16 protein-coding genes are annotated in these 20,930 nt (G+C 68.2%); 12 read left to right on the top strand and 4 right to left on the bottom strand.

Going from position 1 to position 20,930, the window contains the following annotated elements:
• Position 1 precedes the first annotated feature (1 nt).
• From EX88_RS0114070 to EX88_RS0114025, 10 genes are all read left to right on the top strand, one after another.
• Positions 2-2,092 (top strand): type IV pilus secretin PilQ, encoded by a 2,091-nt coding sequence (locus EX88_RS0114070; RefSeq protein WP_430536914.1) that lies wholly within the window; start codon positions 2-4, stop codon positions 2,090-2,092.
• Between the two features lie 348 nt (positions 2,093-2,440).
• Positions 2,441-3,469, top strand: a complete 1,029-nt coding sequence (locus EX88_RS0114065; RefSeq protein ID WP_031372624.1) for an AAA family ATPase — start codon at positions 2,441-2,443, stop codon at positions 3,467-3,469.
• A gap of 67 nt (positions 3,470-3,536) precedes the next feature.
• Positions 3,537-4,433, top strand: coding sequence for a DUF58 domain-containing protein (locus EX88_RS0114060; protein WP_031372623.1), 897 nt, complete (start codon positions 3,537-3,539; stop codon positions 4,431-4,433).
• Positions 4,430-4,885, top strand: coding sequence for a DUF4381 domain-containing protein (locus EX88_RS0114055; protein WP_161786129.1), 456 nt, complete (start codon positions 4,430-4,432; stop codon positions 4,883-4,885). Before EX88_RS0114060 ends, EX88_RS0114055 begins: the two co-directional genes overlap by 4 nt.
• A complete protein-coding gene (locus EX88_RS0114050) occupies positions 4,885-5,886 on the top strand; it encodes a vWA domain-containing protein (RefSeq protein WP_031372621.1) in 1,002 nt (333 codons plus the stop codon). The genes EX88_RS0114055 and EX88_RS0114050 overlap by 1 nt, the downstream gene beginning before the upstream one ends.
• Positions 5,883-7,670, top strand: a complete 1,788-nt coding sequence (locus tag EX88_RS0114045; RefSeq protein ID WP_031372620.1) for a tetratricopeptide repeat protein — start codon at positions 5,883-5,885, stop codon at positions 7,668-7,670. Before EX88_RS0114050 ends, EX88_RS0114045 begins: the two co-directional genes overlap by 4 nt.
• A gap of 5 nt (positions 7,671-7,675) precedes the next feature.
• Complete coding sequence (locus EX88_RS0114040) at positions 7,676-9,394, top strand: BatD family protein (protein WP_031372619.1); 1,719 nt, start codon at positions 7,676-7,678, stop codon at positions 9,392-9,394.
• A gap of 206 nt (positions 9,395-9,600) precedes the next feature.
• A complete protein-coding gene (locus EX88_RS0114035) occupies positions 9,601-10,980 on the top strand; it encodes a dicarboxylate/amino acid:cation symporter (RefSeq protein WP_031372618.1) in 1,380 nt (459 codons plus the stop codon).
• Between the two features lie 304 nt (positions 10,981-11,284).
• Complete coding sequence (gene tkt, locus EX88_RS0114030) at positions 11,285-13,285, top strand: transketolase (RefSeq protein ID WP_031372617.1); 2,001 nt, start codon at positions 11,285-11,287, stop codon at positions 13,283-13,285.
• A gap of 187 nt (positions 13,286-13,472) precedes the next feature.
• Complete coding sequence (locus EX88_RS0114025; protein WP_152566268.1) at positions 13,473-14,303, top strand: acyltransferase family protein; 831 nt, start codon at positions 13,473-13,475, stop codon at positions 14,301-14,303.
• Positions 14,304-14,870: 567 nt separating this feature from the next.
• Here the strand turns inward: EX88_RS0114025 and EX88_RS27140 are convergent.
• On the bottom strand, positions 14,871-16,958 hold the full coding sequence (locus EX88_RS27140; RefSeq protein ID WP_031372615.1) for an acetyl-CoA hydrolase/transferase C-terminal domain-containing protein: 2,088 nt from the start codon (positions 16,956-16,958) through the stop codon (positions 14,871-14,873).
• A gap of 84 nt (positions 16,959-17,042) precedes the next feature.
• Between EX88_RS27140 and EX88_RS0114015 the strand changes: the two genes are divergently transcribed.
• Both EX88_RS0114015 and EX88_RS0114010 read left to right on the top strand, forming a co-directional pair.
• Positions 17,043-17,414, top strand: a complete 372-nt coding sequence (locus EX88_RS0114015) for a BlaI/MecI/CopY family transcriptional regulator (RefSeq protein WP_031372614.1) — start codon at positions 17,043-17,045, stop codon at positions 17,412-17,414.
• 78 nt (positions 17,415-17,492) lie between these two features.
• Positions 17,493-18,677, top strand: coding sequence for a M56 family metallopeptidase (locus tag EX88_RS0114010; RefSeq protein WP_051885110.1), 1,185 nt, complete (start codon positions 17,493-17,495; stop codon positions 18,675-18,677).
• Positions 18,678-18,743: 66 nt separating this feature from the next.
• Here EX88_RS0114010 and EX88_RS0114005 read toward each other — a convergent pair whose 3' ends face one another.
• From EX88_RS0114005 to modA, 3 genes are read right to left on the bottom strand one after another with little or no spacing between them, the layout of a single operon-like run.
• Complete coding sequence (locus EX88_RS0114005; RefSeq protein ID WP_031372612.1) at positions 18,744-19,376, bottom strand: molybdenum ABC transporter ATP-binding protein; 633 nt, start codon at positions 19,374-19,376, stop codon at positions 18,744-18,746.
• 44 nt (positions 19,377-19,420) lie between these two features.
• Entirely contained in the window at positions 19,421-20,113 is a 693-nt protein-coding gene (modB, locus tag EX88_RS0114000; protein WP_031372611.1) for a molybdate ABC transporter permease subunit, read from the bottom strand.
• Between the two features lie 10 nt (positions 20,114-20,123).
• Positions 20,124-20,918, bottom strand: coding sequence for a molybdate ABC transporter substrate-binding protein (modA, locus tag EX88_RS0113995; protein ID WP_031372610.1), 795 nt, complete (start codon positions 20,916-20,918; stop codon positions 20,124-20,126).
• Positions 20,919-20,930 lie beyond the last annotated feature (12 nt).

Raw genomic sequence — 20,930 nt, 5'->3', positions numbered from 1 at the left:
GATGATCGTACTCAACGCCAAATCCATGCCGTCGGCTCGACGCCCCATGGCTTCCGGTCCGCGCATGGCCGGACTCGTCGTCGGCCTGCTGGCTGGCATCAGCGCCGTCCACGCGGCGCCGCCTGCGGCTGCGACCACGGCACCCGCTGTCCAGGCGCCCACGGTGCAGGTCGCGCCGACGCCGAGCAACGACCCGAGCAAGCAATTGCCGGGCACGATCTCGGTGGCCAACATCGACTTCAAGCGCGGCGACGGCGGCTCCGGCAAGCTGATCGTGCGTTTCAACGGCGACGGTGCACTGCCGGACCTGCGTAACCAGGGCTCCGAAGTCCTGGTCAACGTCGGCAATGCGCAACTCCCCGCTTCGTTGCAGCGTCCGCTCAACGTCAGCGATTTTGCCACGCCGGTACAGCGCGTCGAAGCGCGCACCAGCGGCACCGGGACCCAGTTGGTGCTCAACACCAGCGGCGCCTACGACACCATGGCCTACCAGACCGGTCGCGAATATATCGTCGAGGTCGTGCCGCGCACGGCGGCGGTGGGCAATCGCGCGGTCGGTGCGGCCGGCGCCAAGTCGGCGGCGAGCGCAGCGGGCAGCACCACGGGCTCCACTCAGCCCGGCGTGGTTCGTTCCTACTCCGGTCGTCCGGTGACCTTCAACTTCCAGGACGTGCCGGTACGCACCGTGCTGCAGTTGGTCGCCGAAGAGTCCAACCTCAACATCGTCGCAGCCGATACCGTGCAGGGTAACGTCACCCTGCGCCTGGTCAATGTGCCGTGGGACCAGGCGCTCGACATCGTCCTGCAGGCCAAGGGCCTGGACAAGCGCCGCAGCGGCAACGTGGTGTGGGTCGCTCCGCAGGCCGAGGTCGCCAAGTACGAGCAGGACCGCGAAGACGCGCGCATCGCTCTCGATAACCGCGTCGACCTGACCACCGAATACATCCAGATCAACTACCACAACGCCGCGCAGATTTATAAGGCGTTGACCGAGGCCAAGGGCATCGGCGGCAGTGGCGGCGGCAGTGGTGGCGGGGAAAGCGGCGGCACGCAGGAGAACGGTTTCCTCTCGCCGCGCGGCCGCCTCGTCGCCGACGAGCGCACCAATACCTTGATGATCAGCGACATTCCGAAGAAAGTCGTGCAGATGAAGGAACTGATCCGGGTCATCGACCGTCCGGTCGACCAGGTCCTGATCGAGGCCCGCATCGTCATCGCCACCGAAAGCTTCGCCCGCGACCTCGGCGCGCGTTTCGGCGTCTCCGGCCAGAAGGGCGACGTGATCACCAGCGGTACGCTGGAGAGCATCAACAACTACCGCAACACCGCAGCCCAAAACAGCTTGATCGAAGGCAAGGCCGCGGCACTGACCCGCGACGGTAACGACGCACAGGCCCGCGGCGATGCCGCCGGCGCCACCGCGCTGTTCAACCAGGCCCGTTCGTTGCTGCAGACCCTGACCAACCCGGCCTTCCTTTTCCCGGCCAGCCTCAACAGCAATGTTGGCATCGCCAATCCGGCCGGTGCGCTCGCCTTCACGATCCTCGGCAAGTGGGTCAACCTGGACATGGAGTTCAGCGCGATGCAGACCGAAGGTCGCGGCGAAGTGGTTTCCAACCCGCGTGTGGTCACCAGCAACCAGCGCGAAGCGGTGATCAGCCAGGGCCAGGAAGTCGGCTACGTGACGATCTCGCCGCAGCAGGGCGGCAACAGCATCCCGATCCCGAACGTCCAGTTCAAGGACGTGCTGATGGAGATGAAGGTCAACCCGACCATCACCAACGACGGTCGCGTCTTCCTCAACATGAACGTGAAGAAGGACGAGATCGAGGGCTTCGTCGATACCTCGATCGGTCAGGTGCCGCAGATCAACAAGCGCAACATCAACACCGCGGTGCTGGTCGAAGACGGTCAGACCGTCGTGATCGGCGGCGTCTACGAGTTCCGCGATCGCACCGACCTGTCCAAGGTGCCGTTCCTGGCCGACATTCCCTTCCTCGGCAATCTGTTCAAGAAGAAGAGCCGCAGCAAGGAAAAGGCCGAGCTGCTGATCTTCGTCACCCCCAAGGTGATGAAGGTGACCCAGCGCTGATCCACGGCGTCGAGCGTCCGACCCGAGGACGGGCGGACAGATCAGTCGCATCGCAAAGAGGGCCTTCGGGCCCTCTTTGCATTTCTGCTCGCGGTTCGCACAAGCTGAATGACGGTCGGGACCGCAACCCGGCCGCGGTCGCCTTCGAACCGTCGCGCGAGGATCGCCGCAGCCGGCTTTAAACGGCGGCAATCAAGCACTTGCGTCGTACATCGCGTGGATTCGACGCGGCCAAACCGCGTTCGCGGCTGCTGCGGTTTCGAACCCTTAATCGCGCTTTTTGAACCCCGATGGCGAACTTCGGTCAAAATCGGCCTGATCTCGCCTTCGATCGTCATTGGATACCGGATGGACAGCAGCCTCGATCGCACCCGTGACACCGTTCCCGCGCAGGCCGGCGCCGAGACCGCGCGCCTGCACGATGCCTTCCGCGCCCTGCGCGATGCGCTCGCGCTGGAGATCGTCGGTCAGGCCGAACTGATCGAACGGCTGTTGATCGCCTTGCTCGCCGACGGCCATCTGCTGGTCGAGGGCGCGCCGGGCCTGGCCAAGACCAGTGCGGTGCGTGCCCTGGCCTCACGCCTGGAAGCCGATTTCGCCCGCGTCCAGTTCACGCCCGACCTGCTGCCGGCCGATTTGACCGGCACCGAAGTCTGGCGCCCGCAGGAGGGCAGGTTCGAGTTCCAGGCCGGGCCGATCTTCCACCCGATCCTGCTTGCCGACGAAATCAACCGCGCGCCGGCCAAAGTCCAGTCGGCGCTGCTCGAGGCCATGGGCGAGCGCCAGGTCACGGTCGGCCGTGCGACCTATGCCTTGCCGCCGTTGTTCCTGGTCATGGCGACGCAGAACCCGATCGAGCAGGAGGGCACCTTCCCCTTGCCGGAAGCGCAGCTCGACCGCTTCCTGATGCATGTGCGCATCGGCTATCCGGAAGCCGCCGCGGAAACCGAGATCCTGCGCCTGGCCCGCGAACGCGCCCGCCAGACCTTGCAAACCGCGACCACGCCGGTCGAGAAGATGCCGCAGGCCGACGTGTTCGCCGCGCGCGCGGCCGTGCTCGACCTGCATGTGGCGCCGGCGGTCGAGCGTTACCTGATCGAAATCGTGCTGGCTTCGCGCGACGCCGCGCGCTACGACGCGGCGCTGGCGCGACGCATCGCCTGGGGCGCCAGCCCGCGCGGTTCGATCGCGCTGGAGCGTTGCGCCCGCGCGCATGCCTGGCTCGCAGGCCGCGATTTCGTCACCCCCGACGACGTGCGTGCGATCGCTCCGGAAGTGCTGCGTCACCGCATCCTGCCGAGCTACGAGGCCACCGCCGAAGGCTGGGACGGCGACCGCCTGCTCGGGGAATTGCTCAAGAAGGTGCCGTTGCCTTGAGCGCCGCGATGCGCGAATCGGGATCCGGGATTCGTAACGGCGACATGCGCGCAAGCGGAATGGGCCGATGAGCGAAGGCATCGTTCCGGGGCTGGCGGAACTGGTCGCGCTGCGCGCGGCGGTCAGCGGGCGCCGCAGCGCGCGCCTGGGCCGTCACGGCGTCAGCGGGCAGGCCTTGTCGCCGTTGCGCGGGCGCGGCATGGAATATGCGGAGTCGCGAGAGTATTCGCACGGCGACGATGCACGTCATATCGATTGGCGCCTGACCGCGCGTACCGGCCGCGCGCATACCAAATTGTTCCAGGCCGAGCGCGAGCGCTTGACCTTGATCGTCGCCGACACCGCGCCTTCGCTGTATTTCGGTACCCGCGTACGCTTCAAGTCGGTGCAGGCGGCGCGCGCGGGTGCGGTCGCGGCCTGGGCCGCGGCGCGCGACGGCGACCGCATCGCCGCGCTGCGCGGCAGTCTGCGCGAACCGCCGGTGACGCCGGCTTCGGGCCCGCGCGGCGCCTTGCGCGTGCTCGATGCGATGGTGCGCTGGTATGCGCAGCCGCCGGCCGACGATGCCGGCCTCGAGGTCGCGCTCGATCACGCCGCGCGCTTGTTGCGGCCGGGTTCGCGCTTGATCGTCCTCGCCGACCCGGCCAGCATCGCGGCCTTGCCGCAGCGCCGCTGGCCGGTGCTCGCCCAACATCATGAAGTGATCGTGCTGCTGCTGACCGATCCGATCGAAACCGAGCCGCCGCAGACGGCGTTGCCGTTCAGCCGCGATGGCCAGCGGGTCGAACTCGATCTCGGCATCGATGCGCAACGCAAGCGTTGGCACGATCAGTTCGTCGCGCCGGTACAGGTCGCGCTGGAGAAACTGCCGGCGCGCGGCGTGCGCGTGCAGGCCTTGTCGACCGAGGCGCCGAGCGAATCGTGGTTGCCGCTGTTGGGCCGTTCGCGGCCGTTGGTGGCGTGATGGATGCGACCTTGCCGCTGCGCGATGTCCACCAACCGGATGCGCCGTCCCTGTGGCCGCTGGCGCCGGGCTGGTGGATGCTGATCGCCGTGGTCGCGATCGTCGCGCTGTCGGTATATCTCTGGCAGCGTCGCCGGCAACGGCGGCGGCGCGACATCGCGCGGGTCTTCGATCAGGCACTCGAAGCCGTCGCCACGCCAGCGGCCGAAGTCGCGGCGATGTCGGAGCTGTTGCGTCGCGCCGCGCGTCGCCACGATCGCGAGGCCGATCGCCTGCAGGGCGAGCAGTGGCTGGAGTTCCTCGATCGCGGCAGCAAGCGCAGCGACTTCGTCGACGGCCCCGGGCGCCTGTTGCTCGACGGCGGCTATCGGCGCGAGGCCGATGCGGCCCAGGTCGCGGCCTTGCGCGAACTCGCCAGGCGACGCTTCCTGCGCTGGATGGGGGCGCGTTGATGTCCTTGCTCAGCGATTGGCGCGAGTTGTTCGCCTGGCCCTGGTGGCTGTTGGCCTTGCCGTTGCCTTTGTTTGCGCGTTGGCTGTTGCCGGCCGCGCGCGATGCTTCGGCCGCACTCAAGGTGCCGTTCGGCGAGCGCCTGGATGCGATCGCCGCCGTCGGCGGACGCAGCCTGCGCGGCGGCAGTGCGGGTTGGCTGCTGTGGCTGGCCTGGGCCTTGTTGTGCATCGCCGCGGCGCGCCCGCAGCAGCTCGGCGAAGCGGTGCAGCCGCCGCAGGCCGGTCGCGACATGATGCTCGCCCTCGACCTGTCGGGCAGCATGAGTGAGCCGGACATGGCCCTGAACGATGCGCCGGTGGACCGCCTCACCGCCGCCAAGGCGGTACTCGCCGACTTTCTCGATCGCCGCGTCGGCGATCGCATCGGCCTGATCGTGTTCGGTCGCCAAGCTTACGTGCTTACGCCTTTGACCCTGGACCGCGACACCGTGCGCGACCAGCTCAAGGACAGTGTGGTCGGCCTGGCCGGGCAGGAAACCGCGATCGGCGACGCGGTCGGCCTGGCGGTCAAGCGTCTGCGCGAGCAGCCTTCCGGCCAGCGCGTACTGATCCTGCTGACCGACGGCGTCAATACCGCCGGTGCGCTCGATCCGAACAAGGCCGCCGAGCTCGCGCGCGATCATCAAGTGCGCATCCACACCATCGCCTTCGGCGGCGACGGTTCCTTGTCTCTGTTCGGTTTCAAGATCGCGGTGCCGGGCGGCGATCCGCTCGACGAAACCTCGTTGCGCGCCATCGCCCAGACCACCGGCGGGCGTTTCTTCCGCGCCCGCGACACCGCCGAGTTGGCCGGCATCTACGCCGAGATCGACCGCATCGAACCGGTGCAGCGCCCCGGCAAAGCGGTGCGGCCACGCATCGAACGCTATGTCTGGCCGTTGGCGGCCGCGTTCGCCCTGGCCCTGTTGGCCTTCGCGTGGCCGCGACGGAGGCTGGCATGAACCCGTCGCTGTGGCTGCAGAATCTGGCGCCCTTGCAGTTCTTGCGTCCGCATTGGCTGTGGGCCTTGCTGGCGCTGCCGTTGTTGGCGTGGGTGTGGCGCCGTCGCCGCAATCGCAGCAGCGTGTGGCGCAGCGCGGTCGATCCGCATCTGCTGCCGCATCTGCTCGACGGCCGCGACGGCCGTCGTTCGCGTTTCGCCGCGGCGACGGCGTTGTTCGCCTATGCGCTGGCGGTGCTGGCCCTGAGCGGGCCGAGCTGGCGCCAGAGCGAGCAGCCCTTGTGGCAGGGCAGCACGCCCTTGGTGATCGCGCTGGACCTGTCGAGCCGGACCCTGGCCGGCGACCTGCCGCCGACGCGGCTGGCGCAGGCGCGAGCCAAGCTCGCGACTCTGTTGAAGCTGCGCGATGGCGGACAGGTCGGCTTGGTCGTATACGCCGACGATGCCTATACGGTGGCACCGCTGACCGACGACGCGCGCAACGTCGCGGTGTTCCTGGATGCGCTGTCGCCCGATGTCATGCCGGGCGACGGCCAGCGTAGCGACCGTGCCGTCGAATGGTCCGCGCGCCTGCTCGCCCAGGCCGGTTTCGAACGTGGCGAAATCGTGTTGATGACCGACCGTGCCGACGCGGCCGCGCGCCGCGCCGCGGCGCAGGCCGCCGATCGCGGTTATCGCGTCTCGGTACTGGGCCTGGGCGGCGAAACCGCGACCCCGTTCCAGCGTCCCGACGGCAGCATCGTCAACGTCAAGCTGGATGCCGATTCGCTGCGCGCACTCGCCGCCGACGGCGAGGGTCGTTACGCGAGCATCGGCCGCGGCGATGAAGACTTGCAGACGCTGCGGTTGCTGGCGCCGGAGGTGACCGAGGCCGGCAGCGCGCGCGGCGAGAAGAGCCTGGCCCGCGAAGACAACGGCTATTGGCTGTTGCCGCTGTTGATGCTGCTGGCCTTGTTCGCGTTCCGCCGTCGCAGCGGCGTGGCCTCGGTCGTGCTGGTCTGCCTGTGCTGGCCGGCGATGCAGCCGGCGCAAGCGCAGGGCCTGTGGCAGCGCCCGGACCAGGCCGCGCACGAACGCATGCGCGAAGGCACCCAGGCCTATCGCAAGGGCGAGTTCGAGCGTGCCGGCGAGCTCTATCAGCGCGCGCAAGGCGCCGATGCGCAGTACAACCTCGGCAACGCGCTGGCGCGCCAGGGGCGTTATCCGGACGCCATCGCGGCCTACGATCGCGCGCTCAAGCTGCAGCCCGACATGGCCGACGCCCTGGCCAACAAGCGCGCAGTCGCAGCGGCGATGAAGCGCCCGCCGCCGCCGAAGGGCGGCGGCGACGGCAAAAACTCGAAATCGCAAGACGGCAAGAACGGCCAGAACGACAGCCAAGGCCAGGATTCGCAGAAGGGGGGGCAGCAGGGCGGGCAACCGCAGCAGTCGCCGGCGTCGCCGAAGCCCGTGCCGCCCAAGCCCTCGCAGGACTCCGGCGACCCCGCCCAATCCCAGCCGAAGCCCGGTGGCGAATCCAAGCCGTCCGACCGCGAAGCCCAGCGCAAGGCCGATGCGGCCCAGCGCGAACGCATGCAACGCGAACTCGCGCGCCAGGGCAAGGACCCTGCGCAACAGCCCGCCGCCGGGCGCAAGCCCGGGCAGGAAACACCGGCCGAGCGCGAACGCCGGCTCGCCAACGAAGCCTGGCTCAAGCGCGTCCCCGACGATCCGGGCGGCCTGCTGCGCGAGAAGTTCAAGATCGAATACGAGCGGCGCCAGATGGAAGCGCTGCGAGGGGATTGAAACCGATGTCGCGATGGATGGGCCAACTTGGGTTGTGGTTGTTGCTGGCGACGCTCAGCACGGGCGCGTTCGCGCAAACGCGCGCCTGGCTCGACCGCGAGCGCATCAATGCCGGCGAAACGGTGACCTTGAACGTCGAGACCACCGGCTCGCTCGGCAACAGTCCCGACTTCGCTCCGCTGCGCAGCGATTTCGTGTTGAGCGCCAGCCGCAGCAACAGCGAGATGGTGCCGGGCAAGAACGGCCTGGCCGTGCGCAGCCAATTCTCGGTGCTGCTGCAGCCGCGCCGCAGCGGCCGCATCGCGATTGCGGCGCTGCAAGTCGGCAGCGAGCGCACCCAGCCCCTGGAGTTGGAAGTGCTGGGCGAACCGGCCAGCGCGCCGCAGGGCGCGGGCGGCGACGTCTTCATCGAGAGCGAGGCCGACGACCTCAGCCCCTACGTGCAACAGGCAGTGGGCTGGGTGGTGCGCCTGTACGCGGCGGTGCCCTTGCTGGCCGGCAAGATCGACCAGCCGGTGCCGGAGGGCGCGTCGTTGATGCGGGTCGGCGACGACGCGCAGTACAGCCGCGATATCGCCGGACGCCGCTACACCGTGGTCGAACGGCGTTTCCTGCTGGTGCCCGAACGCAGCGGCGCGCTCAGCGTGCCGGCGGCGCTGTTCGAGGGGCGCAGCGCGCCGAGCTTCATCGACCAGATCATGGGCGGCAGCGGCGACGAACTGCGCGCGCGCGCCCGGCCGCGCAATCTGAACGTGCAGGCGCTGCCGGCCGACGCGCCGCAGCCGTGGCTGCCCTTGCACGACCTGAACCTGCGTTATCGCTCCACGCCGCAGGAACTGCGAGTCGGCAGCGCGGCGACCCTGGTGGTCGAGGCGACGGTCGACGGCGCCAACGCGGCGCAGTTGCCCGGGCTGGAACTGCCGCCGATCGACGGCGTGCAAGTGTTTCCCGAGCCGGTCCAGGCCGACGACGGTTTCGCCGACGGCCGCCCTCGGGTGAAGCTGACGCGCAAGTTCTCGCTGGTGCCCTCGCGCACCGGCCCGACCCGGCTCGACGGCCTGCGCATGGAGTGGTGGGACGTCGCCACCGGCAAGCCGCGCAGCAGCGCGCTGCCGCCGCTGTCGTGGACGATCGCGGCGGCGGGCGGTGCGGCCGCCGCGGCTCCTGCGGCTGCGGGTGCCGCAGGGGCGGCCACGACCCTCGCCGATGCCTTGCCGGCCGGTGCGGCGGGAGCGGCTGTCGGCGCCGCGCCCGCGGGCGGCATCTCCAGCGCTTGGGCCTTGGCGGCGCTGCTGTTCGCGGCGCTGTGGTTGGCGACCTTGGTCTGGGCCTTGCATCTGCGCAGCCATCCGGCCAGCTTGCTGCCGAAACCGGGCGCCGAGGCCACTGCGGAGGCCAGCGTTGCGGTGAAACGCGTGCCGGTCAACGTGCCGGCTTTGCGCCAGATGATCGATCTGGCCGATTTCGACCACATCGCGACCGTGCTGCGTTCGCTGGCGCATCCGCCGGCGGCCGACGACGACGAACTGGTCGAGCGCCTGGCCGATCCGGCCCAGCGCGAGGCGGTACAGGCCCTGCGCCGCGCGCGCTGGGGCGGGGGCGACGGCGTCGCCGCGCGTGCGCAACTGCGTCAGGCCTTCGCCCAGGGGCCGTCGTGGCACGAGGCGGAGCAGACGGCAGCGTCACCGTTGCCGCCGCTGTATCCCCCGCGCAAGCCGTCCTGAGCGAGCCCTGCTTGAGCGAGGCATGTTCGAGCGAGCCATGCTCGAACGAGCCCTCCTAAGCCGGCCGGCGCCCTGAGCGGGCGCCGCGATCGCCGCTCCGCCCGCCGACGCGTGCTCCGCCGGCCTCGGCCGGTATGGCTGCGACGCAGCGAGGCCGCCGCAAGCCCCTGGTGTATCCTGCCCGCTGTTTGGGCCAGGCCGGATTCATGAGCGAAAACCTTAACGCGCGCAAGCCGCTGCCGTTGCATTGGAAGATGGCGATCGGCTTCCTCGCGGGCCTCGTCCTCGGCCTGATCGTCTACGCCGCCGGCATCGGCAGCGTCACCTACGCGCAACTGGCCGGCCAGGTCTGTCCGGCCACCACGGCCGGCGCCGACATCGCCTGGCAGTGCCGCCCGCTGCTCAAGCTGCTCACCGAAACCGTCACCGGCCCGGCCGGCGAAATCTTCCTGCGCCTGATCTTCATGTTGGTGATCCCGCTGCTGTTCTCGGCGCTGGTCATGGGCGTGAGCGAGATGGGCGACATCCGTTCGTTCGGCCGTGTGGGTTGGCGCACGCTCGGCCTGACCGTACTGATGTCGGCGCTGGCGGTGATCCTCGGCCTGGTCATGGTCAACCTGTTTCAGCCCGGCGCCGGCGTCGACCCGGCCCAGGCGCAGTTGTTGATGAGCGAGAACGCCGAGCGCGCGCAGAGCATCGTCCAGGGCAGCGCCAATGCGCCCAAGGGCATTCAGATGCTGGTCTCGATCGTGCCCAGCAACGTCATCCAGGCCGCCGCCGACGACGCCATCCTCGCGGTGATGTTCTTCGCCCTGATGATCGGCGTGGGCATGGTGCTGACCCGCTCCAAGGCCGTGGACACTCTGCGCGAAGGCATCCAGGGCCTGTTCGACATCTCCATGACCCTGATCGGCCTGGTCATCAAGCTGGCGCCGTACGCGGTGTTCTGTTTCATGTTCAACCTGGCTTCGGCGTTCGGCTGGGACCTGTTGTTCAAGCTCGCCAAGTACGTCGCGGTGGTGGTCGCTGCGCTCGCCATCCATCTGTTCGTGGTCTATTCGCTGGCCCTGAAGTTCATCGGCGGCCGCTCGCCGATGGAGTTCTTCAAGGGCGTACAGGAAGCGATGGTGCTGGCATTCTCGACCGCGTCGAGCAACGCCACCCTGCCGACTGCGTTGCGCGTGGCCGAAGACGAGCTGCACTTGCCGCGTCGGGTGTCGCGCTTCGTGTTGACCGTCGGCGCGACCGCCAACCAGAACGGCACCGCCTTGTTCGAAGGCGTCACGGTGATCTTCCTGGCCCAGTTCTTCGGCGTCGACCTGAGCCTGGGCCAGCAGGTGATGGTGATGCTGGTATGCATCCTGGGCGGCATCGGTACCGCCGGCGTGCCCTCGGGCTCGCTGCCGGTGGTGGCGATGATCTGCGCCATGGTCGGCGTGCCGGCCGAGGGTATCGGCCTGATCCTCGGCGTCAATCACTTCCTCGACATGTGCCGGACCACGCTCAACGTCACCGGCGACATCGCCATCGCGGCGATGGTGTCGCGCGGCGTCGCCGATCCGCCGGCCGAAAGCCTGGCGGACTGAGGCCGCTGCCCGAGCGCACGAAAACCCGCCTGAACGGCGGGTTTTTCGTTTGCGCAAGGGCTTGCGCGACCGTCGGCACGATCGGCCCTGCGGGCTTCGTGGCCTAGCGCACCGATCGCTTGTGGCGAGCGTGCCGATCCTGCCCTCAGAGCAGGCCCAGCGCGGTTTTCCGCGCATTTGCAAGCCCGGCGTGCGGCTTTCGGCCAGTGGTTCGGGGCGACACGGCGGCGCCGGGATGGGACAATGGCGGCTCTTCGCCGGTCCCGTCGGGAGCGGCTTCCAAGCCCCCAGCATGCAGACTCCCATGACGACGCACAGCCGCCGCGACCTTGCCAACGCCATTCGTTTCCTCGCCATCGACGCGGTGCAGGCCGCCAACTCCGGTCATCCGGGCATGCCGATGGGCATGGCCGACATCGCCGAGGTGCTCTGGAACGACTACCTGACCCACAACCCGAACAATCCGAAGTGGTTCAACCGCGACCGCTTCATCTTGTCCAATGGTCACGGTTCGATGCTGCAGTACGCACTGCTGCACCTGTCCGGCTACGACCTGTCGATCGAAGACCTCAAGCGCTTCCGCCAGCTCGAGTCCAAGACCCCGGGCCACCCGGAAAACTTCATGACCCCGGGCGTGGAGACCACCACCGGCCCGCTCGGCCAGGGCCTGGCCAACGCGGTCGGCATGGCGCTCGGCGAGAAGCTGCTCGCGCAGCGTTTCAACCGCCCCGAGCTGAGCATCGTCGATCACCGCACCTGGGTGTTCATGGGCGACGGCTGCCTGATGGAAGGCATCTCGCACGAAGCCGCCTCGCTCGCCGGCACCTGGGGCCTGGGTAAGCTGGTCGCGTTCTGGGACGACAACAAGATCTCCATCGACGGCAACACCGACGGCTGGTTCACCGACGACACCCCGGCCCGCTTCGAGGCCTACGGCTGGCGCGTGATCCGCAACGTCAACGGTCACGACGCGGTCGAGATCAAGACCGCCATCGACACCGCGCTCAAGCACGACGACAAGCCCACCTTGATCTGCTGCCGCACCACCATCGGCTTCGGCTCGCCGGCCAAGGCCGGCAAGGAATCCTCGCACGGCGCGCCGCTGGGCAAGGACGAGATTGCCGCGACCCGCGCCGCGCTGGAATGGCCGTACGGCGACTTCGAGATTCCCGAAAGCATCTACGACGGCTGGCGTTCGCGCAGCACCGGCCTGGTCCGCGAGGACCAGTGGAACCGTCTGTTCGACGCCTATGCCGCGCGTTATCCCGACGAGGCCGCCGAGCTGACCCGCCGTTCGCACGGCGAGCTGCCCGACGACTTCCTCGCCCAGGCCAACGCCTACATCGCCAAGCTGCAGGCCGACGGCCCGACCATCGCCTCGCGCAAGGCTTCGCAGATGGCGATCGAGACTTTCGCGCCGCTGCTGCCGGAACTGATCGGCGGTTCCGCCGACCTGGCGCATTCCAACCTGACCCTGTGGAAGGGCAGCAAGTCGGTCGCGACCGACGACCCCAACGCCAACTACATCTATTACGGCGTGCGCGAGTTCGCGATGACCGCGATCAGCAACGGTCTGCAGTTGCACGGCGGTTTCATCCCCTACGACGCCACCTTCCTGGTGTTCAGCGACTACGCCCGCAACGCCGTGCGCATGAGCGCGCTGATGGGCGCGCACGCGATCCACGTCTACACCCACGATTCGATCGGTCTCGGCGAAGACGGCCCGACCCACCAGCCGGTCGAGCACCTGGCGTCGCTGCGCTACATCCCCGACAACGACGTCTGGCGTCCCTGCGACGCGGTCGAGTCGGCGGTGTCGTGGCGTGCGGCGATCGAGCGCAAGGACGGCCCGAGCTGCCTGATCTTCTCGCGTCAGAACCTGATGCATCAGCCGCGCAACGACGAGCAGGTCAAGCAGATCGCGCTCGGCGGCTACGTGCTGCGCGACAGCGAAGGCACCCCGGACGCGATCCTGATCGCGACCGGTTCCGAAGTCGGCCTCGCCACCCAGGCTGCCGACGTGCTTAGCGCCGAAGGCCTCAAGGTACGCGTGGTGTCGATGCCGTCGAGCGACGTGTTCGACCGCCAGCCCTTCGAGTACCGCGAGTCGGTGCTGCCCAATGCGGTGCGCAAGCGCGTTGCGATCGAGGCCGGCGTCACCGGCTTCTGGCGCAAGTATGTCGGCCTGGACGGCGACGTGATCGGCATCGACGGCTTCGGTGCCTCGGCCCCGGCCGAGGCCCTGTTCCCGCACTTCGGCTTCACCGTCGAGCGCGTGGTGTCGGCGGTCAAGAACCTGGCCTGACCGGTCCCGGCAGGCCGCGCCGCCGCTCGGCGGCGTGGGCCTGCAAGGCAAGGTGCGACGACGCTCCGGCGGTCGCACCAACCCATGACGAGGCTCAGGGCCGATCCGGAACCGAGCCGGATGACGCCCTCCGGCGGATCGCGCCGGCGACCGAGTCCTTCCTTAGCTGCCGAGGCCATGACATGGCATGGCACAAGACCTCGACACCGAGCCGCTGCAGTCCCGCTTGCCCCAGTTGGATGCGCTGCGGACTGGCCGCCTTGTATGTGGTGATCTATCACGTCATGGCGATGGCCGATCCCGATCTCGCCGTGCCAGCGGCGCTCCTGCCGTTCGTCGATGGGCGGTCACCCGTGTCGCCCTGTTCTTCGTCATGAGTGCGTTTTCGTTGTCCCTGACCTGGCCGCGCCATGCCGCATCGGGCGTGGCCTTGCGCAGTTTTTATCTGAACCGGTGGTTCCGCATCGCGCCCTTGCTGCTGGCTTTGACGCATTGGCTGGTATTGGCCTGGGGCTGCGTCCTGTTTCAGCTCTGGTTATGCCTGCGCGACAAGCCCGTGCGCATTCGCCGACCGCTCGGCGTTGCTCTGTTGTTGGTCGGCGTGATCGGCAACGCCTTATTGTTCTATCGGATGCTGCCGCCGGTGCCTGGGTTGAGCGGTTGGAACCAGAGCGCCGTGTTCTACGGCGCGATGCTGCTCGGCCTGTTGCTGGCAAATAATCGGCTGCTGGTGAATCGTGCGACCTGTTTCCTGGGTACGATCAGCTACTCGCTTTATCTCGTGCATCCGTTTGTGGTGTCGCTCTTGTATGGCGTGTTCGCACGGTCGCACGAGCACCTTCCGCCGGGAGCGGCGTATGCCGGCTGTGCGGCGATCAGTTTGGCGCTGGCGATTCCGGCCGCGTGGTTGACCTATCGCTTCGTCGAGAAACCGGGCATCCGCCTCGGGTATCGGCTGTTCGCTCGCGTATCGGCGCGTAAGCGGGCGCCCGCGGGCGAGACGCAGGGGGCCTACTGAGGGTCGGCTCTTGCTTGAAGAGCGGAGCCTTGCGAATCCTTCTCCTGTAGGAGCGGCGTCCTACTGGATTTCCTTCGGTCATGAGCCGCGACCGCGGGACGCGCAGAGGCCCCAAAGCCGATGTCATTCATCGACGCGGCGTGCTTTCGCCGGGGTAGGAGCGGCGCAAGCCGCGACCGCGCCGCTGGCGGTTGCGGCGCTTCTTGCCGCAGAGCTATGAAGCAACAGCCACAGCAAGGCTTCCGTCCGCTGACGCGGCCGGGTTACTTTCTTTTGCTAAGCCCAAAAGAAAGATAACCAAAGAAAAGGGCTCTCCTTGACGAAGCTCCCCTGCGAGGTCGGTGCGCGCGCCGGGATTTTTCGATAAGACATCCCTGTCTTATCGAAAAACGCCGCACGTCCTGTGCGGCGCCCTCCGGGTCTCTGGGTGTTCTCGCAAATTCGATCCTGCGCCAAGCTCATCAAGGCAACGGCAACGGCAACGGCAACGGCAACGAATCTGGATGGACTTGCGGCCCGCAGCGCCTCGATTGGTCTACGCTGGACACTAGGCCTGAATAAGCGAGCTCAGCCTTGCCCGTCTTGTGCCAGCGCCCACGACAGCAGTCGCGCCTGCAGCTTGTCGCCGAGGCCGGCCGGTCGTACCAGGTCCATCCGTTGCATGGCCTCGCGGTCGTGGCCGGGCCGGGAGAACAAGGCCCGCAGCACGGTGCGGGCGGTGCCCGCGCGCGTGGTCGTACTGGCCTTCAACAGGCCTAGCGCCTTGACGAGGCGTTGTTCGACTTCGGTGAAGTCGCTGCCGAGCGGATAGTCGGGCAGGGTGCCGTCGGCGCGGAACGGGGCGAGCAGGTCGCGCAAACGTTCCGGGGTGTTGGCGCCGCCGCGTGCGCTCGACGCCGGCTGCGCCGCGCCCGGCGCCAGCTTGCCGGAGGCGCGTGCAGCTTCGCGCAGGGCGCCGGCGAAGCGCGTGTCGGCGATCGCGCACATCGCCTCGATGCAGTCCTCGTCGGTCTTGCCGCGCAGGTGGGCGATGCCGTATTCGGTGATGTAGACGTCGCGCAGATGGCGCGGAATGGTGGCCTGGGCGTAGTTCCAGACCACGTTGGAGCGCACCGTGCCGGCGCTTTCGCGGGTCGAGCGCAGCATCAACACCGAGCGCGCGTTCGGCAACGCATGCGCCATGGCGACGAAGTTGTATTGGCCGCCCACGCCGGACACGACACGGCCGTCGTCGAGCGTGTCCGAGACTGCCGCACCGAGCGCGGTCGCCATCATGCAGCTGTTGAAGAAACGCGCATCGCGGCGTTGTAGGCGTTCGAGTGTCTCGTTGCCGCCGTAGAGTTCGTTGACCTCGCTGATCCGGCGCATGCCGATGCCGCGCCGTTGCTCGTCCGACAAGGTGCGCAGCCACTGGTAGAAGTCCGGCGAGCCCAGATAGAAGCCGCCCTGCAGGAATTCGCCTTCGTCTTCGAGCCGCGCATCGTCTGCGGGGCTTGCGCTGCCGTCGTCGAGCCGGCGCATGAGCTCCAGGTCGTCGACGACCTTGCGCTTGATCACGCCGACTTCGACGAGACGCCGAAACCCTTCGTTGATCATCTCGGAACAGCCAAAAAGCCCAGTGCTAAATGGTCCAAGCGGCGCAACTGGCGCCATCGCGTTACGCCCCAAGCTCAGGTCATTGGCACTAGAAGCAGGTTGTCCAACCGGCGCAACCGGCGCCATCGCGTTACGCCCCAAGCTCAGGTCATTGGCGCTGAAAGCGGTTCGCCCAACCGGCGCACCCGCTTCGTCCACTTCGACCCCCAACGCCTTCACCACCCGCAAGTACGCCGCATTGTCGGTATGCCGCAGCGCCAGCGCATGGCACAGCGCATCGGCCAGGGTGCCGATGCCGATCTGCAGGGTGCCGCCGTCGCGCACCAGGGTGCTGGCGTAGAAGCCGATCGCGTAGTCGGCGTCGGCGACCGGTTGCCGGGGCAGCCCGAACAGTTTCGGATGCGGACCCGGCGGAGTCACCACTGCGTCGAAAAAGCCGGGGTCGACGGCGGCGCTGCCGCCGAGCCAGGGCAGTTGCGGATCGACTTCGGCGATCAGCACCGGCCGCGGCAGGCCGCGGGCGACGATCGCGTCGACCGCATCGCAGGTCAGGTCGGTGTTGCACGACAAGGACAGGCGATCGCCGCCGGGCTCGGCCGCGACCTTCTGCACGATGGCATTGACGCCGCGGTCGGCCAGAGCGCGTGCGACGTGGGTGTAGTTGAGGCTGGCGTAACGGCGCTGGGCGGCGACGGCGTTGAGCAGCGCGCCCGATTGCAGATAGAACTCTTCGATCTCGATATGCGCCGGCAGGGTGTTGCGCTTGAGCGCCTGCACATAGCGCAGGCGCGGGAAGTCGTCGCCGAAATGGCGCTGCGCGAACGGACCGACGAAACGCCCCTCCAAACCCTTGCCGGCTCCTGGCGGATCCAGCGACAGCGCCGTGTACAGATGCAGCGGACGCGCGGTTTCGCGTTCGGCCCGGGCGTACAGCGCATTGAGCAGCCGATGCGGCTTGCCCAGGCCGAGCGGGGCACCGACATGCAGTGGGCCGGGCAGCCGTTCGTAGAGGAAAGCGACGGCGTCGTCGAGGGAATCGAAGCGGGCGGGAGCGGTCATGCGAGCAGTATCGCATTCCGCCGAGGGCGGGCTTGACAGCATCGTTTACAGGCGTAATCTAAATAAAAACTACGGATGTAAACGATGCAGATCAGCGAAGCCGAATCTCTCGTCATGGACGTGTTGTGGCGCCGCCACCCGCAGTCGGCCGAAGAGGTCATCGCCGCGCTCGCCGACAGTCAGCACTGGCAGGAAGCGACGATCAAGACCCTGCTCAACCGGCTGTTGAACAAGGGGGCCGTGCGCGCCGACAAGGACGGCCGCCGTTATCTGTACGCGCCGGTGCTCAAGCGCGAGGACTGGGTGATGGGCGAGAGCCGCAGCCTGCTGGACCGTTTGTTCGACGGCCGCGTCGCGCCCCTAGTCGCGCACTTCAGCGAGCAGCGCAAGCTCAGCCGCAAGGACATCGCCGATCTGCGCAAATTGCTCGACGAGCTCGACGATGACGCGCACTGACGTCGCTGGCAGGCGTGTCGCATCAAGATGCGGCGCCGTGAACGCAACGGCAATCCCCGGCGGTTTGGAGAGCGACTCATGATCATGGGTACGGAATGGACGACCTGGCTGATCGAAACCACGGTGGCGACGAGTCTGGCGGTGTTGTTCGTGTTGGCCGCGCGCCTGCCGCTGCGCCGCGCTTTCGGTGCCGCGATCGGCTATGCCGCCTGGGCACTGGTGCCGCTGCTGATGATCGCGGTGTTGCTGCCGAGGGCAGGGCACAGATTGCCTGCGGTGGTCGCCGGCGCAAGCGCCGCACCGATCCCGCCGCCGTCGATGCAGGCGGCCGCGTCGTCCGATTTCGACCCGATGCCTTGGCTGCTCGCCGTCTGGCTTGCAGGCGCCATCGTCATGGCCGTAGCGACCTTAGGCCAGCAACGGCGTTTCCAACGCGGGCTTGGCCGCGTCGCGCGCCGCGAGGACGGCCTCTATCAAGCCGAAGCGATCCTCGGGTTGCCGGCGGCGCTCGGCCTGTTGCGGCCGCGCATCGTGGTGCAGCGCGATTTCGACACGCGCTACTCGATCGAACAGCAGGCCTTGATCCGCACCCACGAACGCAGCCACATCCGGCGCGGCGATCTGCACGTCAATGCCTTCGTCGTTCTGTTGCGTTGCGTTTATTGGTTCAACCCCCTGCTGCATTACGCCGTGCGCCGTTTCCGCCACGACCAGGAGCTGGCCTGCGATCTGCGCGTGCTCGCCCGGCATCCCCGCTCGCGGCGTACCTACGGCGAAGCGATGTTGAAAACCCTGCTGGCGGCGAACCCTTCGCCGTTGGCATGCCACTGGGCGCAAGCCCATCCTTTGAAGGAGAGAATTCTCATGCTCAAGCAACCTTTGCCTGCGCCGAAGCGGGTCGCAATCGGCGTAGTTGTGCTCGCCCTGGTCGCCTCTGCCACCGGTTTCGGCGTATGGGCCGGCCAACCCGCCGACGCGCCGAAGACCGAATCGGTCTATTTGCACTCGGTGCCCGGCGAACCGATGGTCTCCCTCGCGGCGACGGATGAAATGCCGCGCGAAGTCGCCGGTCGCATCGCCACCCAGGCCGGCCTGATCCTGACCAATCCGCAGGTGCTCGACGACAGCGGCAAGGGCGTCAGCCTGCAGGTCGATCGCATACCGGCGCGCAGTGCCCTGGAGCTCGTCGCCGGCAGTTCGGGCATGAAGCCGGTGTTCCAGGGGCGGTCGGTCACCTTCGTTCCGGTCGACGTCAAGCGCTGACGGCATCGCCGTCGATTCGAAGCATTCCTCCGAACGCTGCGCGCCAGGCTTGCGCAACCGACGCGCTCAGGCACCGACAGTGTGCACCTCGTCGGCGATGCGTCGTACTTCCTCGGGATAGTGACTGACGTAGATCATCGGCAACGCGATCTCGTCGCGTACCCGCTGCAGATAAGGCAACAGTTCGTCGCGGCGGTTCATGTCCAGCATCGAAAGCGGCTCGTCCAGCAACAGGATGTGCGGCTGGGACAAGAGCGCGCGCCCCAGGGCGACGCGCTGGCTTTCGCCGCCGGACAGGCCGGCGGTATCGCGCTCGAGCAAGGGCGCGATGCCGAGCAAGTCGACGATGGCCTCGAAGGCGAAGCGCGGCGAGTGCCGCGCTTCGCCGTGCAGGCCGTACAGCAGGTTGCGGCGCACGTTGAGGTGCGGAAACAGGCGCGCATCCTGAAACACGTAGCCGATGCGGCGGCGATGCACCGGTACGTCGATGCCGCGTTCGCTGTCGAACAGGCAGCGGCCGGCGATCTCGATGCGGCCGCGTTGCGGCCGCAGCAGCCCGGCCACCGCATACAGCAGCGAGGTCTTGCCGGCGCCGGATTCGCCGACCAGGGCGATCACCCGATGGCGGCTGCGAATGCTCACGCTGCGTTCGAAGCTGCCGCGGCGCAGGCTGAAATCGAGGACATGGAGGTCGTCCATGGGCGGATCGCCCACGCTACGGTCGCGATCCGGCTTGGTCTCGGTCATCGGTGGGTCTCGCGTCGCTGCCGTTGCACCAGCCACTCCGAGGCGAACACCGCGGCGAACGAAATCGCCACCGCGACCAGGGCCAGCCGCAGCACGCCGGACTCGCCGTCGGGCACCTGCATCAGCCCGTAGATCGCCGACGACAGGGTCTGGGTTTCGCCGGGGATGTTGGACACGAAGGTGATGGTGGCGCCGAACTCGCCGAGCGCCTTGGCGAACGACAGCACCGCGCCGGCGACCAGCCCGGGCCAGGCCAGCGGCAGGGTCACGCCGAAGAACACCCGCCAGCGGTTCGCGCCGAGGGTCGAGGCGGCCTGTTCGAGGCGGCGGTCGACCGCTTCGATCGACAGGCGGATCGCCCGCACCATCAACGGAAACCCCATGATCGCGCTGGCCAGGGCGGCGCCGGTCCAGCGGAAGGCGAAGCTGAAGTGGAAGTAGTCCGACAGGAAACGCCCGACCGCGCCTTGGGTGCCGAACAGGATCAACAAGGCGTAGCCGGTGACCACCGGCGGCAACACCAGCGGCAGGTACAGCAAGGTGTCGAACAACAGCTTGCCGGGGAAACGGGTGCGCGCCAGCAGCCAGCCCATCGCGATGCCGAGCGGCAGACTGCCCAGGGTCGCGACCGTGGCGACCTTGAGGCTGAGCGCGATCGCGGTCAGTTCGGCCGGGCTGAAGTCGAACATCGTCGCGCGGTCAGTCCAGGGTCGCGAAACCGTGGCGGCGGAAGATGGCCGCCGCGGCCGGGCTCTTCAGCCACTGCGCGAACACCGCCGCACGCGGCTGCCGGCTGCCGCTCACGCGGGCGACCGGGTACACGATCGGCGGATGGCTGTCGGCCGGGAAGGTCGCCAACACGCGCACCTTCGGTTCGGCGCGGGCGTCGCTGGCGTAGACCACGCCGAGCGGGGCCTCGCCACGCGCGACCAGCATCAGCGCGGCGCGCACGTTCTCGGCCTCGGCGACCTTGGGTTGCAGCGCGGTCCAGACGCCGAGCGAGGTGAACGCCGCGCGTGCGTACTTGCCGGCCGGCACGCTGCCGGTCAGGGCCAGGGCGATGCGGCCGTCGCCGAGCAGGGGGCGCAGGTCGACGCCGGGCTTGAGCGCGACCCGTTGGGCGCTACTGGCCTTCGCCGCGATCAGCACCAGGCGGTTGCCGAGCAGATTGCGGCGGCTGCCGGCGTCGATGAGCTTGCGTTGCTGCAGGTAGTCCATCCAGTCCCGGTCGGCCGAGAGGAAGACGTCGGCCGGCGCGCCCTGTTCGATCTGGCGGGCGAGGGCGGAACTGGCGGCGTAGGACACCCGCACCGATTGCCCGCTGGCCCGGGTGTACGCGGCCGCGGCTTCGTCGAGCGATTCCTTGAGGCTGGCGGCGGCGAACACCGTGATCGGTGCAGTCTCGGGCTTCGGCGCGGCGTGCGCCGAAGCGGCCGCGAAAACCGCGGCGAGCGTGCACAAGGCGCCCAGCCAGCGGCGGCGGATCGGGTTCATTGCGGACCTGTC

The organism is Lysobacter antibioticus (assembly GCF_000731095.1).
In the GTDB taxonomy this organism is placed as follows: domain Bacteria; phylum Pseudomonadota; class Gammaproteobacteria; order Xanthomonadales; family Xanthomonadaceae; genus Lysobacter; species Lysobacter antibioticus_B.
Note: the sequence above shows the minus strand (reverse complement) of the source record. Positions and strands in the feature narration are given on the sequence as shown.